9 protein-coding genes, 1 pseudogene and 1 riboswitch are annotated in these 15,877 nt (G+C 57.9%); of the genes and pseudogenes, 9 read left to right on the top strand and 1 reads right to left on the bottom strand.

Features of this window, described 5'->3' with window-relative positions; all coding sequences use genetic code 11:
• The first annotated feature begins 124 nt into the window (after positions 1–124).
• The 3 genes from P0R31_RS05160 to metE all read left to right on the top strand — a co-directional run bounded on the left by P0R31_RS05160 (position 125) and on the right by metE (position 6,670).
• Positions 125–2,197, top strand: a complete 2,073-nt coding sequence (locus P0R31_RS05160) for a carbamoyltransferase family protein (protein WP_275513333.1) — start codon at positions 125–127, stop codon at positions 2,195–2,197.
• 256 nt (positions 2,198–2,453) lie between these two features.
• Positions 2,454–3,443 (top strand): nodulation protein NodZ, encoded by a 990-nt coding sequence (locus P0R31_RS05165; RefSeq protein ID WP_275513117.1) that lies wholly within the window; start codon positions 2,454–2,456, stop codon positions 3,441–3,443.
• A 592-nt stretch (positions 3,444–4,035) separates the two neighbouring features.
• A riboswitch (cobalamin riboswitch) is annotated at positions 4,036–4,236 on the top strand.
• A gap of 103 nt (positions 4,237–4,339) precedes the next feature.
• Positions 4,340–6,670 carry a 5-methyltetrahydropteroyltriglutamate--homocysteine S-methyltransferase gene (gene metE / locus P0R31_RS05170; RefSeq protein WP_275513118.1) on the top strand — a complete coding sequence of 777 codons (2,331 nt, stop codon included), beginning with the start codon at positions 4,340–4,342 and terminating at the stop codon, positions 6,668–6,670.
• A gap of 29 nt (positions 6,671–6,699) precedes the next feature.
• Here metE and P0R31_RS05175 read toward each other — a convergent pair whose 3' ends face one another.
• Positions 6,700–6,918: a hypothetical protein gene (locus tag P0R31_RS05175; RefSeq protein WP_275513119.1), complete on the bottom strand. Its 219-nt coding sequence runs from the start codon at positions 6,916–6,918 to the stop codon at positions 6,700–6,702.
• 754 nt (positions 6,919–7,672) lie between these two features.
• Between P0R31_RS05175 and P0R31_RS05180 the strand changes: the two genes are divergently transcribed.
• The 6 genes and pseudogenes from P0R31_RS05180 (at position 7,673) to P0R31_RS05205 (ending at position 15,449) form a co-directional block, all read left to right on the top strand.
• Positions 7,673–8,452, top strand: a complete 780-nt coding sequence (locus P0R31_RS05180) for an SDR family NAD(P)-dependent oxidoreductase (RefSeq protein ID WP_275513334.1) — start codon at positions 7,673–7,675, stop codon at positions 8,450–8,452.
• 170 nt (positions 8,453–8,622) lie between these two features.
• On the top strand, positions 8,623–10,446 hold the full coding sequence (nifA, locus tag P0R31_RS05185; RefSeq protein ID WP_275513120.1) for a nif-specific transcriptional activator NifA: 1,824 nt from the start codon (positions 8,623–8,625) through the stop codon (positions 10,444–10,446).
• A gap of 623 nt (positions 10,447–11,069) precedes the next feature.
• A complete protein-coding gene (locus tag P0R31_RS05190; protein ID WP_157286257.1) occupies positions 11,070–11,909 on the top strand; it encodes an electron transfer flavoprotein subunit beta/FixA family protein in 840 nt (279 codons plus the stop codon).
• Positions 11,910–12,209: 300 nt separating this feature from the next.
• Positions 12,210–13,394 (top strand): annotated as a pseudogene (gene tnpC, locus P0R31_RS05195) (IS66 family transposase); the annotation flags it as partial.
• A 2-nt stretch (positions 13,395–13,396) separates the two neighbouring features.
• Complete coding sequence (locus P0R31_RS05200; RefSeq protein WP_338025262.1) at positions 13,397–13,576, top strand: hypothetical protein; 180 nt, start codon at positions 13,397–13,399, stop codon at positions 13,574–13,576.
• A 1,144-nt stretch (positions 13,577–14,720) separates the two neighbouring features.
• A complete protein-coding gene (locus P0R31_RS05205) occupies positions 14,721–15,449 on the top strand; it encodes an outer membrane protein (protein ID WP_157286256.1) in 729 nt (242 codons plus the stop codon).
• The last annotated feature ends 428 nt before the right edge of the window (positions 15,450–15,877 follow it).

Raw genomic sequence — 15,877 nt, forward strand, 5'->3', positions numbered from 1 at the left:
TTTGGCTGATCGGATGTCATTGATCCAGACGGACCTCGAATAATCTGAGTTGAATGTGCAAGAGCGAAAGTACGGCCTTTGAAGGCGCTTGGGGTCGTCCTGTCATGACCAAATGGAGAACGAAATGCTGTGTCTAGGATTGAGCGGCGGGCTGGATAAAATCCATGAAAATCCACTCGATCTGCCTAAGACGTTTCTGCACGATGGCGCTGCGGTGCTTGTCCGAGACGGGCGGGTCATAGCAGCCGTCGAAGAGGAGCGCCTCAATCGGATCAAGCACTCCAACAAGTTTCCAAGCAGCGCGATCCGGTACTGCCTTGCAACTGCGGGAGTGCAGCTCCACGATATCGATCGTATCGCGTTCTACGCTACCGAGGCCTATTGCAATGCCATGCTGGAGCGGCTGCTTGTGTCTCAGCCAGATATCGCCATTCCAATGGATGCCAAACTGTTGCTGAGGAAGTTGTTGGCGCAAGAGTTCGGCACTGAGGTTGAAGAGTCGCGGCTCTCGTTCGTGCACCACCATCACGCACACGCAGCGAGCGCATTTGCGATGTCGGGATTTGAGCAAAGTCTGATTTTTGCGGTGGATGGCGGTGGCGATTTTCTCTCCGGGGTATTGGCGGTAGGGTCGGGCACCAGAATCACGGAACTCGCGAGTTTTCCGGAGAATAACTCTCTAGGACTATTTTATCTCGAGGCTATCCGATATCTCGGGTACGGTTTGTTCGACGAATATAAGGTTATGGGACTTGCTCCCTACGGAGATCCGGCGCCCTATCGCGAGCTCTTCGGACAGTTCTACGAACTCTTGGACAATGGTGGCTATCGTGTTCACCTAGATCGAATCGGACCGACGTTGCTCCGCAACATCCAGGTTCGAAGAAAGGGAATGCCGTTCACGCAGCAGCATCGAGACGTGAGCGCTTCTTTGCAGGAAGCGCTAGAGCGGATCATGTTTCACATCCTGCAGCACTATCGGAAGAGCACCGGCATGAAGCGATTGTGCCTGGCTGGGGGGGTAGCCCACAACTGCACCGTGAATGGTAAGCTGCTCTACTCAGGACTGTTCGAAGACATATTCGTCCAACCCGCTGCGCATGATGCTGGTTGCGCATTAGGCGCGGCCCTGATGGTGTCCAGCGATTTGGGCATGCCGGCCCCCCGTGAGCGACTTCAGGATGTCTATTGGGGTCCCGATATCGGAAGCGAGCGAGCCGTAGAACGCGAGCTGAGTGCATGGGCGGGGCACCTCGACGTTGAGCGTCGTGATGACATAGCAGCAAGTGCAGCCGGTTGGATGGCTGATGGCGCCGTGATCGGCTGGGTCCAGGGTCGTTCTGAGTTCGGGCCACGTGCGCTAGGCAATCGCAGCATTCTTGCTGATCCTCGACTGGCTTCAAACAAGGACCGGATCAACGCAATGGTCAAAAAGCGCGAGGGCTATCGGCCGTTCGCGCCATCAGTGCTGGAGGAGGATGCGAACGAATTTTTCGAGCTCCCGGAAGGCAAGCGCGAATTCCCATTCATGAATTTCGTGGTCCGCGTGCGCGATCCGAAACGTGGCGTGCTCGGCGCCATCACGCACGTCGATGGTACTGCTCGGCTGCAGACCGTATCGCGCAAAACAAACCCGCTCTACTGGGACGTTATTAGTGCGTTCAAAGAGCGGACGGGCCTTCCGGTGCTGCTTAATACATCATTTAACAACAATGCCGAGCCGATCGTGGATTCCGTGTCTGACGCGGTCACCACATTCTTGACGACCGATTTGGATGGACTTGTGGTTGGGCCGTTCCTCGTCAAAAAGCGGACTGCAGGGCTGGAAGACTGGACCGCGCTCGCCGTTTCATTGCCTGCTTATGCGTCCCTTCATCGAGTCCGCGCTTTTACTGCAGAAGATCGCCAGGAGACTGCATGCGAGATCCGCAGGGGACACTCGAACCGTAACAGTGTGCGTATCTCACATGGTTTGTTCGATCTCCTGATGCGGATCGAGGGGGAGGCGGTCCTTGGATCGCTTCTCGATACCATTACTCCAGAGCGGTCCAAACGCGAAGCTCTTGTGAAGGAATTGTTGGGATTGTGGGAGCAGCGTTGCGTTCGGCTGCATCCGCCTCGCGCTACTCTTGCCATTGGTAGCGGTGCAGGGCACGCCGAATCAGAACCGGAGCACGTCACTGTAGGCGTCGTCTAGCTTTACGCATGCGGACGCAGCAGAGGATGAGACGGCGCGATGAGCGGAATGCCAGCCGTACCGAAACCAAGTGCGTGGCTGGCAACCTCTCATCCGACCTGAATGTCCAGCCTTCATGAGTCCAGGCGAGCGGTGCTAGGAGCACTATCACCGCGAGCCTCCGAGTTATCAGTTTGCCGTCGGGCGGCACCTTACATCGGCCGCCTGTCAGTAAGTTCTCCTGCCCAACCAATATGTGGAAACGAGGCAAAGCGAAATGCTCGTCAGTGACTCGATGAATGATCGGTTCGTGGTTGCGCGACGGCGGACCGGATTCGGGGATTGCCTATGGTCGTTGGCATCAGCTTGGCGTTACGCAAAGCGGACCGGGCGGACGTTGGCAATCGATTGGCGTGGCTCATGTTATCTCGATCAGCCATTCACCAACGCCTTTCCAGTGTTCTTCGAGCCAGTTCAAGCCATCGACGGGGTGCGGGTCATTTGCGATGACCGGATCAATCAAATGTCATTTCCAGGGCCGTTCTTCCCATCTTGGTGGAATAGGGCACCGATAGATTGCGTTTATCGCCCAGATGAACAGATCTTCCAGGAGCGTGACGAGCTGGATCAACTTTTCCAAAGCCCGGAAGATGTCGATGCCAACACTGTGGTGTGTGACGCCTGCTTAATGTGGCGCTGCGATGAGGATGCCGAACGGCAGATATTTCGGACGATCAAACCCCAACCGGAAATTCGGGCTCGAATTGATGCCATTTACCAAGAGCACTTTGAGGGACACAGCATAATCGGAGTTCATGTTCGTCACGGCAACGGCGAAGATATCATGGGACATATGCCCTATTGGGCGGATCCGGAACTCGCCTTTCGGCAGGTATGTACTGCCATCCATAAGGCGAAAGCGTTACCGCATCCAAGCCCGGTGAAGCTGTTCTTGTGCACGGACAGCACGCTGATGGTCGAAAAGCTATCTGGAGTATTCCCCGATCTCTTCATTATCCCAAAGCATTTCCAGGCACCTCATGCTGGACCTTTACATAGTGCAGAACTTGGCGCCGAAGGCGGGTTTTCTGCCCTGATTGAGATGTATCTCCTCGCGCGGTGCGATACGGTCATTCGGTTTCCACCGACGAGTGCTTTCACGCGCTATGCTCGCCTCTTCGCGCCACGCGTTATGGAGTTCGATTTGAAGGATCCGACTCGGTTGATCCTAATTGAAGGATCTTCGGAACGACTTGCGTCCTCATGAAAGTCAGCAGAACATCATCTGCCAGAAGTTATAGCGATCGGTATTCCAGCAGTTATTCAGAGGCCAATCTGCTGTTAGCCAGCTGTCGATGATGTGAATCGGTCCTTGAGGCATACAAGAGTGAACACGGCGACTGACAGCATTCGCAATTGAGGTGGTTTCGGAAAACGTCGTGCGGTGCGGCGATCACGTGATGATGAGTTTTGCGCCCGAATTCATCATCTCATTCGAGAGGTCCTACACGGCTTCGGGCAAGCCGCTCCACGAACGTGCCGACTTGATCAAGATTCGGAAGTCGAAGACCAGACGCCTCCGCCTGCGCGCTCGCTGGTTCCGACCACGACCGCACTTTGGATCATGCTCTGGCGGTCGCCTCGGGGAGTCGGTCGCATATCGTATTGGAGACAGCCGAGTGAAGATCCAGCGCGTGCACAAACGGTCGACTGAATATCTACGATCCACCCGTGCGCAGGTCACGAAAGGCCCGGCCATGCGGCATGCCTCGGATTGGGATGCCTCTCATTGGCGTGTGCCCATCGGGGAGGGTGAGGCGGTGATAATTCAACGGTTGACGGAACGGTTGTTTTGCAGGTAGTTGAGTTTCGTTCGAGGTTCTCTGGGTCCCGCTTGATCCGGAGCTAAGAGGGAAGCCGGTGTGATGCCGGCGCTGCCCCCGCAACTGTAAGCGGCGAGCCGCGGTCCAATAGTGTCACTGAAGCCGGTTGGCTTCGGGAAGGCCGGACAGCAGCCAGGACCCGCGAGCCAGGAGACCTGCCCCGATAACGTTTTCGTCCACGGGCGGGGTGTCCCGGTGGTGCCTCAAGAAGTCGCCGCTGCGGCGGCCTTTACCTGTGCGCATCCACCATCGCCTTGCCCCAAACCAAGGGGTTGAAGCGATGTCCAACAGTTCACTTCCCGTTGCCACGCTAGGTATGCCACGCATCGGTCCGCGCCGCGAACTCAAGTTTGCGCTCGAGAGCTACTGGGCCGGTAAGTCAAGCCAAGCACAGCTTTTCGACGCTGCGGCTGGACTTCGCCTCGCCAACTGGGCGCGGCAGAAATCGCTTGGCGCGACCATCATTCCTTCAAACGACTTCTCGCTCTATGACCATGTGCTCGATACCAGTGTGATGGTCGGCGCGATTCCTGACGTTTACGGCTGGGTCGCAGGTCCAGTGTCACTCAAGACCTACTTCGCCATGGCGCGCGGCGCAGGAGACTGTGAAGATGAAAATCGCGGGCACGCCGATCATCGGCACGGCGCGGCAGCGCAGGAAATGACAAAGTGGTTCGACACCAACTACCATTACATGGTGCCGGAATTTCGCAAGGACCAAACATTCACGCTTTCCTCTCGTAAGGCGATTGAAGAATATGAGGAGGCAAAGAGCCTTGGATACCAGACGCGCTGTGTGCTGGTTGGCCCGGTCACCTTCCTGAAGCTCGGCAAGAGTGCAGATCCGGGATTCAATCCACTGTTGCTGCTCGATCAGCTTCTACCGGTCTACGTCGATGTCCTTCGCGAACTAGCCGCGCGAGGTGCGGAATGGGTTCAGCTCGACGAACCCTGCCTGGTCCTTGACCTCGACGAGGTATCCCGCGGCGCGTTGGGGCGGGCCTATGCCCATTTCGCGAATGCGGTGCCCGGCCTCAAAATCATGCTGGCTACCTACTTTGGGAGCCTCGGCGACAACCTCGATACTGCCTTGGCCTTGCCGGTTGCCGGGCTTCACGTCGACCTGGTTCGGGCGTCAGATCAGTTGAGCGCAATCGCCGCCATAGCTCGCAGCGATCTCGTTCTCTCACTTGGGGTCATTGACGGACGCAATGTCTGGCGATCCAATCTGCCGGACTTGTTCAACAAGTTGGCGCCAACTATAGCAAAGCTCGGTCATAACCGCGTCCAGATCGCCCCTTCGTGCTCGCTGCTTCATGTCCCGGTCGACGTCGAGCTCGAAAGCGATCTCGATTTTGATGTAAAGAGCTGGCTGGCGTTCTCGGTCCAGAAGATCAAGGAGCTGACGACCTTGGGAAGTGCGCTCGCCGGCAAGCATGCCCGCGTATCGCGCCTCCTTGCGGCCTCCAAGCGGGCGGCCGTAGCTCGCGAGAAGTCGTCCAAGATTCACAACGCCAACGTCACCCGGCGCATGACTATGATTGACCAAACCATGCGTCACCGTCACAGTCCGTACGCCAGCCGTGCCGAGCTTCAGCGCGCCCGGTTCGCCTTGCCAGCATTCCCAACGACGACGATTGGATCATTCCCGCAGACCGCAGACATTCGCCGTGCCCGTGCGTCCCACGCGCAGGGGACGTTGAGTGCCGCGCAGTACGAGAAATTTCTCAAAGCGGAAACGGCGCGTGCAGTCAGATGGCAGGACGACATAGGGCTCGACGTGCTCGTGCATGGCGAGTTCGAGCGCAATGACATGGTGCAGTATTTCGGAGAGAAGCTGTCGGGCTTCGCCTTCACAAAACACGGTTGGGTGCAGTCCTATGGCTCGCGTTACGTCCGTCCGCCGATTCTGTTTGGGGACGTTTCCCGTCCGAAGCCGATGACGGTCGACTGGTGGCGCTATGCGCAGTCGCTGACCGAGAAGCCGGTGAAGGCAATGTTGACTGGGCCGGTGACCATTCTGAACTGGTCGTTTGTTCGTGATGATATCTCGCGAAGCGAGACTTGCCTACAGATCGCGCTCGCGATCCGGGACGAGGTGGTCGACCTTCAGAACGCCGGAGCAAAAATGATCCAGATAGACGAGGCGGCGTTGCGTGAGGGATTGCCGCTACGCAAATCACAGTGGAAAAGCTATCTCGATTGGGCCGTAGACAGCTTTCGCATTTGCTCCTCAGTCGTTGCCGACGAAACGCAGATCCATACTCATATGTGCTATTCCGAGTTTAACGACATCATCGATGCTATCGCAGCGATGGATGCCGACGTCATTTCGATTGAGACGTCGCGGTCGAAGATGGAACTGCTAGACGCCTTCCGAAGTTATAAGTACCCAAATCAGATCGGGCCAGGCGTCTATGACATCCATTCGCCGCGCGTTCCTGAAACGGCCGAGATGAAAAACCTCGTGACGCTGGCGCGCCAACACCTCTCCGACTCCCAACTTTGGATCAATCCCGATTGCGGCCTGAAAACCCGAAAGTGGGAGGAGGTGCGTCCGGCGTTGGTAAATATGGTCGCAGCTGCCCGGGAGCTACGAGCGGCAACTTGATCGCTGAGATCGTCAACGTTAACCTCCGTTCACGAGAAACGCCGCTGCGTCTCGCAATCATATACCGCTTGAAAGTTAGTGAGCCTTTTCGTGAACGGGATATTGCCGCGGGCCGGATATTGAGCTGCTAGCGCGGCGTGCCGGCGGGCGGCGCGTCGAGGCTGGTCTCGCGCCGGGAAGGCGTGGCACACCAGACGCGCGAGCTCGGCGATGGGAATGTCCAGGCCGGTGCTGCTGTTGAGGAACACGCGCCGCAAATCCTTGATGGTGATTGTGCATTACTGACAATGATGCCGCCGACCTTGTGCGAGCGAGGAACGCCGCTTACGCCGCCGCCGGAAAACGGGGCGAGCCGTGGCCGCGGCATGGGGTCGCCGCAGTGTGGACGTGCTTGACTGCGTCACTATGCACAATGCGCCAAGTGCCTTTGCTCGACCGGCCAGGCAGAGTGCACATCATGTCAAACGCAAGTCGCAGACGAACCTGACGTACGAGGCAGGTACGTCTGATTTGCGATCGTAAGAGCGCGCGGCTAAGATCTTCCCGGCGGCTCCTGAGTAGGTATTCTTGCTGTGCCAACGAGGCGCTTCGCTGTGGATCGGCTAATTCATGCAATTGAGCCAGGGGCCGATTCGACCGGGATCATGGTGTGGCTGGTACATCGTCTTCGCGCACGTCCGGTGTCTGCAACACTCTAGTCGCCGTCGCGGAAAGTATGATCCCTGAACAGGAAGCCCGACCACATGCGCTGGATGACATTGCGTTCACTCGCACTGAAAGGCGATGTTGGCCTTGTCGTGAATATGCGTTGTTGTCAGAAAGCGCACACGCAATGTTTGGAAACGGTCAAGCTGTCCCCGAACCCGCCGCTGGATCGCTATCCCCTAGAGCTGTTCCGCTGCATCGGTGTGGCCCAAATCCTGCAGCGGGGTCTCCGGCGAGGCGATAAAATAGGAGGCGCGGTTGAGTCTTGATCTACTAAATGGCCACCCCGTAACGGACGTGGACTGCAGGCTTTTGGGCTTTGACGCCGGTTTCCAGCCGAAAGAGCGGAAGACACTGTTGCTGACTGGGGCGACGCGTGGAATCGGTCACGCCACCGCAAAGTTGTTTTCGGAAGCTGGCTGGCGCATCATATCTTGCGCGCGCCAACCGTTTAATGAGAAGCGATGCCCATGGAACTCAGGGCCCGACGACCATATCCAAGTCGATCTTAGTAACCACCGAATGCTGCCGCGCGCAATCGCCGAGGTGAAGAAGCGCCTCGCAGGTGCTCCCTTGCACGCATTGATCAACAATGCCGGCGTCTCGCCAAAAGGGCAGAATGGCGCTCGGTTGACCTCGTTGACGACGTCACTCGAGACCTGGATGAAGGTGTTCCACCTCAACATGGTGGCTCCCATCCTGCTAGCGCAGGGATTTTTTGACGAGCTAAGAGCCGCGTCAGGATCGATTGTCAACGTGACCTCAATCGCAGGCTCGAGGGTGCACCCGTTTGCTGGCAGCGCCTATGCGACTTCGAAGGCAGCGCTCGCATCTCTTACACGTGAAATGGCACATGATTACGCGCCGCATGGAATCCGGGTGAACGCAATCGCGCCGGGAGAAATCAAGACGGATATGTTGTCACCAGAAACGGAAGCGCGTGTCCTGCCGAGTATTCCGTTGCGCCGGTTTGGCACGGCCGAAGAGGTCGCGAAGGTCCTCTTCTTCCTGTGCTCGGACGCCGCAAGTTATGTCACGGGCACTGAGGTTCCGATCAACGGGGGGCAACATTTGTAGTTGGCGTATCTGGCATCCGCGTCTGAGGTAATCAGTCGAGCGCGTGTTCTCATTCAGGTTAGGCGCGGTAACGCCGCAAGAGCAAAAAAGTACCGTAAGCGCCGTTGTGCCATGAAGACCTGTTATCCTTCTATGTCATCTCCTCAATATAGCGCCTAGAGCGAGAAGACATGCAACACCAATCTCGTGAAGCCGAACAAGCCGCCAGGGAGGGCGATCATGACAAGGGAGACCTCCTCATGCTGCATATTGTGCCCGCAGGCGAAAGACCTGACTCGCAATCTGAGGCGGACCGTGAGGTGAGCATAGAGCCGTCGCTCGAGAGCACGCTGACCGGCATCTTTGAGATTACGAAGGCACTCACGTCTCAGTGCCGGCTAGAGGTCACGTTGGCCAACGTCGTCGATCTTCTGCAATCGTTTGTGCAGATGCGGCAGGGCATCGTCTCGCTCTTCGACGATGATGGAATGCCGAACATGACCGTAGGCTCTGGCTGGAGCGAGGGAAGTGACGAGCGTTACCGAATGCGTCTGCCGCTAAAAGCAATCAACCACATCGTGGCGACGGACGAGCCGCTCGTTGCCGAAAACGTGACGAATGAGCCAGCCTTTACTGCCGCGGACATAGATATGCTCGGTGCGTCGAATGAGGTCGTGGTATCGTTCATCGGCGTTCCCATTCGCATTGATGCGAAGGTTGCAGGCGCGCTAACTATTGACCGCATCGTGGACCACACCTCACGTGTTCGACTCGATCATGACGTGCGGCTTCTTACCATAATCGCCAATCTGGTAGGACAGACAGTTAAGCTGCACCGCCTGTTCACCTGTGACCGCGATCGGCTGATGGCTGAGAAGGACGGGCAGGAAAGACATTTAGTAGAGCGTAAGCAGCATGCGAGGGAGCGCAAGAAAGTCCGTATTCCAGGCATCATTGGCGATAGCCCGCCACTGCGGGCCTTGTTAGAGAAGATCGCGGTGGTCTCCAGATCGAACAGCGCAGTGTTGCTGCGCGGCGAATCCGGCACGGGCAAGGAGCTGGTTGCAAAAGCCATTCATGAGCTGTCGCCACGCGCAAAGCGGCCATTCGTAAAACTAAATTGCGCTGCGCTTTCCGAGACGGTGTTGGAATCGGAATTGTTCGGTCATGAGAAGGGTGCCTTCACCGGTGCGTTCAGCTCGCGTAAGGGGCGCTTCGAACTGGCTGACCAAGGAACTCTCTTTCTCGATGAAATCGGGGAAATATCGCCCTCGTTTCAGGCCAAGTTGCTGCGCGTCTTGCAAGAGCAGGAGTTCGAGCGTGTGGGTAGCAACCAGACAATCAAGGTCGACGTTCGTGTAGTTGCCGCGACGAACAAGAACCTTGAAGAGGCTGTGGCACGAAATGAGTTCCGCGCCGACCTGTACTACCGCATTAGCGTGGTTCCGTTGCTGCTTCCGCCCTTGCGCGAAAGGCGTGATGATATTGCGCTTCTCGCTGCTGAGTTTCTTCGAAAGTTCAACAGCGTGAATAGCCGTACGTTGACCTTCGATCCGAGTGCGATGGAGGTGCTTATGAATTGCGGCTTCCCCGGCAACGTGCGCGAGCTTGAAAATTGTGTCGAACGGACTGCGACTCTGACGCCCGGATCGTCAATCACCAAAGGTGATTTTGCGTGCTACCAAGGTCAATGCCTTTCCGCGAAGCTGTGGAAGAGCATGCCGCGCGAGACAACACTTGTGCGGGGGCTGGATGTACCGGTGCCTGTTAAGCCTTTCAGGGAGGCGACCGAAGCTGCTGCTCTGGCCCCGCCCGTCGGCAGCGAGGTCGCTCCGCTCGCACCTGCCAGCGCAGCTCTCGTAGGGAGTCGCAGGATTGCCGACCGCGAGCGCGTCATTGCGGCAATGGAAAGGTCCGGCTGGGTACAGGCAAAGGCAGCGCGTCTGCTTGGATTGACGCCGCGTCAGGTAGGGTACGCGCTGAGGAGATACGGGATCGAAATCAAGCGCTTCTAAAGCACGATGGCAGGTCATCGTTTAGCACGACGCCAACGCGATGTTACCGGCAACGGCATGTCATCCGTTCCCGATCGCGGCTGCGCCTCGAGCTATGTCTATGTCCGGCCAAGCCGAGCACGTCGGCGAGTATCGGAACGACAAAATCTTGCAACACGCGAACAGATGTCAAACATTGGCGCTTCGCCGCCCCTGAAGCTAGTTTACATCAATGGTAGCACGACGGCTCCACTGTCATTAGGAACGACAAGGGCACATCCCTTAACCCACAGCCCTCAATCACAGAACTGATGCCGCAGGAGAAGTAGGCCAATGCGAACTGGCCGTAGCAAGGCCGTGGGCGTTGCTATCGCCGCTGCAGAGAAAGGGATCCGCAGCCGGTCGATTCAAGCAACGCGCATCTAGTCCATACCCTCCCACCCTCAGGTCCAGATCTACGACAAATCAGGCGGGCTGCTGTTGCATCCACGACGAATATCGGAGTTCTACCGCCGGCCAAACGTCAGGATAGCACCACCAACGTCGTACAAGCTCTTGTACCAGTCGGCCGTCTTTCAACGTTGTCGTTATGGTACGACACTTGCTGATCGCTTTGCCAACTATCGCCAAAAATGGAGAAGTACATGCACATCGTCGTCTGCATCAAGCAGGTTCCTGACTCAGCACAGATTCGCGTGCACCCCGTGACCAACACCATCATGCGTCAGGGCGTACCGACGATCATCAATCCATACGATCTCTTCGCGCTCGAGGCAGCGCTGGGGCTGCGCGACAAGTTTGACGGCGAAGTAACCGTGCTTACAATGGGGCCAATGTCGGCCGAAGATTCATTACGTAAAGCGCTGACCTTTGGAGCCGACCGAGCCGTTCTGCTCACCGACCGCTGCTTCGCGGGCTCCGATACTCTGGCAACAACTTACGCGTTGGCAGCCGCGATCCGAAAAATCGCCAAGGAGTATGGGCCGCCAGACCTCATCTTTACCGGTAAGCAAACCATTGACGGTGACACAGCGCAGGTGGGGCCGGGTATTGCGAAGCGGCTCGGCATGCTGCAGCTGACCTACGTCGCAAAGGTCAGAACGCTGGATCTGGTCGCGCGCACGCTTGAAGCGGAACGGCGAGCGGAAGGCGGTGTCCAGGTTCTGCTTACCAAGCTGCCGTGTCTCATTACCATGCTCGAGGCCACCAACCAGATTCGCCGCGGCGGGATGGCGGATGCGCTGCGAGCCGCCCGCGCGCCGATCTTGAAATGGAGCGCGCAGGACGCCGGCGTCGAGGACCTCTCCAAATGCGGTCTCAAGGGCTCGCCGACAGTCGTCAAGCGGGTGTTCGCTCCCTCGGCGCGGGCTGGGAAAGCGGCGCTGGTGGAGGCTCCCGAGCAGCCGGCGCAGGCCCTGATCGACGCCATTTTTGAGCATCAGCCCAAGCTCGAAGCGGACCTCGCCGCACTGGCCCGCGAGTAATGTGGAGCGTTTTGCGATGAACCAGGCGGCCAGAGCACCCGCATTCCACGTTGAAGTCGGGCCGCAGCCCAAGAAGGCGATACAGAGCAGTCAAGAGGTAAAAGCAGCCACGCCTTTATGGGCCGGTGGACAGCGAAATGGAAGTAGAGCTGTACGACGTACATCAACCATCGCCTGGAAGAAGGCGCCAAGTTGTCAGACAAAGCGCGGAAGTCGCAATGTCCGGACCCGTGGTACGCAAAAGCCCCCGTCGACGGATCTACGTCGGCCTCAACTCCCGATGTATTCCCGTGGCGCCCGCTGGAGGAGAGTCCACGCCGGTTCAAGGTGATCGACACAGTGCGGGAGAAGTTCAGCTGTCGGGATTGCGAGACGATCACGCAGCCGCCCGCGCCGTTCCATGCCACGCTGCGGGGCTATATCGGGCCCCAGCTTCTGGCGACTATCCTGTTCGACAAATTTGGTCAGCATCAACCGCTGATCGACAGAGCGAGCGCTTCAAATGCGAGGGGATCGCGCTGTCGGTCTCGACGTTGGCGGACCAAGTTGGCGCGGGAGCCTTTGCGGTCAGGCCGATCTTTGAACTGATCGAAGCCTATGTGCTCTCCGCCGACAGGCTCCACGGTGACGACACCAAGATCCCGATCCTGGCGAAGGGCAAGGCGGATACCGGCCGGACTTGGACCTATGTTCGCGACGATCGGCCATTCGGCGGGCGAGATCCACCGGCGGCGCTGTTCTACGCCTCACGTGACCGGCGCGGCGAGCATCCCGCACGGCATCTTCAGACTTCGCCGGCATCCTGCAGGCCGATGCGTATAGCGGGTTCAATGCTCTCTTCGATCCCGGACGCAAGGCGTTGCCGGCCACACCCACCTTCTGCTGGGCGCATGGCCGGAGGGCGTTCTTCGAACTTGCCGACATCGCTCAGAACGCTCGCCGCGAAAGATCGGCGACGGCGATCTCGCCCGTTGCGCTGGCAGCGGTTCGTCGGATTGACCAATTGTTTGAGATCGAGCGCGATATCTATGAGCTGAGCGCCGAGGAACGGCTGCAGATCCGCCGGGAAAGAAGCGCGCCACTGCTGACCGACCTTGAGACTTGGCTCCGGGCGGAATCTGCCCGGCTCTCGCGTTCGTCCAACGTGATTAAGCCGATCAACTATCTGCTCAACCGTTGGGAAGGCTTTGCCCGCCTTGTCCACGACGGAAGGATCTGCATGACGAACAATGCAGCAGAGCGAGCGTCGCGCGGTTTTGCACTGGGAAGAAAAGCATGTTGTTCGCCGGTTCTGATCGCGGCGCCGAGCGGGCTGCCGTGATGGCCACGCTCATCATGACGGCGCGTCTCAACGCCATCGACCCGAAAGCCTGGCTTGCCGATGTCTTCGCGCGCATCGCCGAGATGCCGCAGAACCGCCTGCACGAGTTGTTGCCCTGGAACTGGACGCCGCCTGCGTCGAGGTCCTCTGCCCAGGCGGCGTAGCCATGCACGTCAACAAGGTTTACGCCGTCTTCACCGTCGCTCGCCTCGCAAAAGACCCCGGCGAAGACGAGGACTGGCTCTGGGACGTGGCCAACGGAATGGACACAGAGGATGGCGTCATCTGGGTTTACGGCATAGACGACCAGGTCATGGCCTTCACCGACTTCGGCATCGAAACCTGATGGAGCTCATCAGGATGCACAAGGAAGACCCCGAACTCATCAAGCGCTGGAATCGGTAAGCCCTTGTCCGCGGCCTAGCTCGGATGGATACTGCGCCTCCCTTCAGCGCTGCGTTTCGAGTGACATCGGCCAAGATCAGGCTGGGGCGGCCATGTCGATGCGATGGGCGACCTCGACTAGATCGCGTCCGTTTCTTCGCGAGGGAAATGTTTAGTCAATGCGGGCCTCGTTACCTTCCAACGGGGTGAGGGCCGAGACCGGCGATCTCGGCACGACCATAGACAAGCCGATTGATGCGAGGCGCGCGGGATGCATGTCGCAAGGACTATCAGCTCTCGTTAGGCACAGACAGGCCGCGATCGTTGGCATCGAAGTAGCGGCCGATGCCGAGCAGCTGCGGCGCAGTCACGGTATCTGCGTCACCTGCCCGGAATTCCAGCTATGCAGGCGCGAGCCAGTCCTACCTTCTCCTCGAAGGAGTTGCCGAGCCAAGGCCGTGCTTGCCAGCATGAAGGTCCCGACGTTCGAAATGACCGGCGATGGAGCGGGCCACCGGGCTCTGGTCCGTCTCCGGCTGAACCCGGGACGCAAAGATCGGCAGAACGTGCACAGTCTTGCGGCACCGTCCGCTGTGGTTGCGCGCTCAGGTGCTGATCGAAAGGCCCATGGTCCGCCAATCCATGCGCCGACTCAGCTCATGCGGCGCATTTGCGCTCCTGCCACTCTCGATATAGCAGCGGCTCTGCGCGCTGTATCCGAAAGCATAATCGAGCGTATCTTCAGAAGCCCGTATGCAGCAGCTGGAATGAGAGAGTGACCTGACAACTTCGAAGGGCAATCATGCTATACTCTCCATTCATGCCCTGAATAATTATCGTCGGCGCGATCAAGTAACGCCCGTCGCTTCGCATACAATGGCGTGAACTGAATCATCACGCCTTCGCCTCAGCCAGCCAAGACGCAACACGAAACGGCTGTACAGAAATTGTGTCGGCCAAAGTCGTGCTGCGCACTTCAATCTAACGCTAGGTTCGATTCGAACCGAAATGTCGAGAGGGTTGTTGCAGCTCTGTGACAGCATTTCTCGCAACAAATGGTAAGGAAGGTTGCGCTAGGGGAGCGAGTACACGGATGTAGCACCGACATGAAAATGAGCCGAATACTGAGCGCGAGCGTTATCGTTGTTTGCATTCTGCCACCCGCATTTGGCGCGGACTCCGCTCCGCAACAAATCTACAGGGCGCTGCCGCCGACCGAGATTGCTGCCGCCTACTACGATTGGAGCGGGTTCTACGCCGGCCTAAATCATGGTTGGGGATCCAGTCAAAACTCCTGGTATCTAAACGGCACCACGCCCGAAGGCTCGCACGACGCAAGCGGGGGCACTTTGGGAGCGCAGATCGGCCACCGGTGGCAAGTTGGCAGAACTGTTTTCGGGGTGGAAGGCCGAGCCAATTGGTCCGACTTTAAAGGCTCCAATAACAGCGAATGGTCAAACGCCAAGAATCAAACGGCGCTGAGCAAGTTGGGATTGCTCACTGGTCACCTTGGATATGCCTTTGACGAAGCGCTGCTATATGTCACCGCCGGCGCTGCGGTGACGAGTACCTCTTATAAGATCTACTCGGATGTGACAGGGCAGCAGCTTGCGACGGCAGATATCGTCCGCTGGGGTCTCGCCGTTGGAGGGGGAATTGATGTCAAGCTCGCAACGAACTGGTTCTTAGGACTGGAGTACAATCATCTCTTCATGCCTGACAACGACGTGAACTTCTCCAACGCTTTTGGGACAGATCGAATGCACCAGGGCGTTGATCTGGTCACGGCGCGGCTCAATTATAAGTTTGGCGATCCAATGGCTGCCTACAAATAGGCCGGCTCGCCTCCCTGGCGATCCAGAGAGCGGCGTGGGGAGAACAGAAGAAGCTCACCACGCAGTTAGGTCAGCGGCCAGAAACGGTCACTACTACTTGCGAAAGATTGCAGAGGGCGCAAAGAATGAGCTTTGATCGTGTTCAGTCTGCCCCGGCGTCGCCTCTGAACAGCCGCGTCCATGAGACTTCTGTCCAGTTCCGGACAGGCGCTTCGAATCTGTAAGGATCGACACCGAATCACTGGGACCGCGTTGAGTTTCAAACCATGATAAGGCTTAGCGCGGTCTGCTGGCACGCCACTTGCCAACAGAGCAAGTACACCGATGTCTACCCTTTCGTTCCTAGGCCGACAATATGCACCCAAGCTCCCTGCCACGTTCGATTACGTCCTTCACTTGATCGATATTGGCGGAGAAATGCCCGCCGG

Source organism: Bradyrhizobium yuanmingense (assembly GCF_029167105.1).
Classification (GTDB): Bacteria; Pseudomonadota; Alphaproteobacteria; order Rhizobiales; family Xanthobacteraceae; genus Bradyrhizobium; species Bradyrhizobium yuanmingense_A.

What these genes read in the sequence shown, in the direction of transcription:
- P0R31_RS05160 (WP_275513333.1), top strand. Translation starts at nt 125, where the DNA reads ATGCTGTGTCTAGGATTGAGCGGCGGGCTGGATAAAATCCATGAAAAT.
- P0R31_RS05165 (WP_275513117.1), top strand. Translation starts at nt 2,454, where the DNA reads ATGCTCGTCAGTGACTCGATGAATGATCGGTTCGTGGTTGCGCGACGG.
- metE (WP_275513118.1), top strand. Translation starts at nt 4,340, where the DNA reads ATGTCCAACAGTTCACTTCCCGTTGCCACGCTAGGTATGCCACGCATC.
- nifA (WP_275513120.1), top strand. Translation starts at nt 8,623, where the DNA reads ATGCAACACCAATCTCGTGAAGCCGAACAAGCCGCCAGGGAGGGCGAT.
- P0R31_RS05190 (WP_157286257.1), top strand. Translation starts at nt 11,070, where the DNA reads ATGCACATCGTCGTCTGCATCAAGCAGGTTCCTGACTCAGCACAGATT.
- P0R31_RS05200 (WP_338025262.1), top strand. Translation starts at nt 13,397, where the DNA reads ATGCACGTCAACAAGGTTTACGCCGTCTTCACCGTCGCTCGCCTCGCA.
- P0R31_RS05205 (WP_157286256.1), top strand. Translation starts at nt 14,721, where the DNA reads ATGAAAATGAGCCGAATACTGAGCGCGAGCGTTATCGTTGTTTGCATT.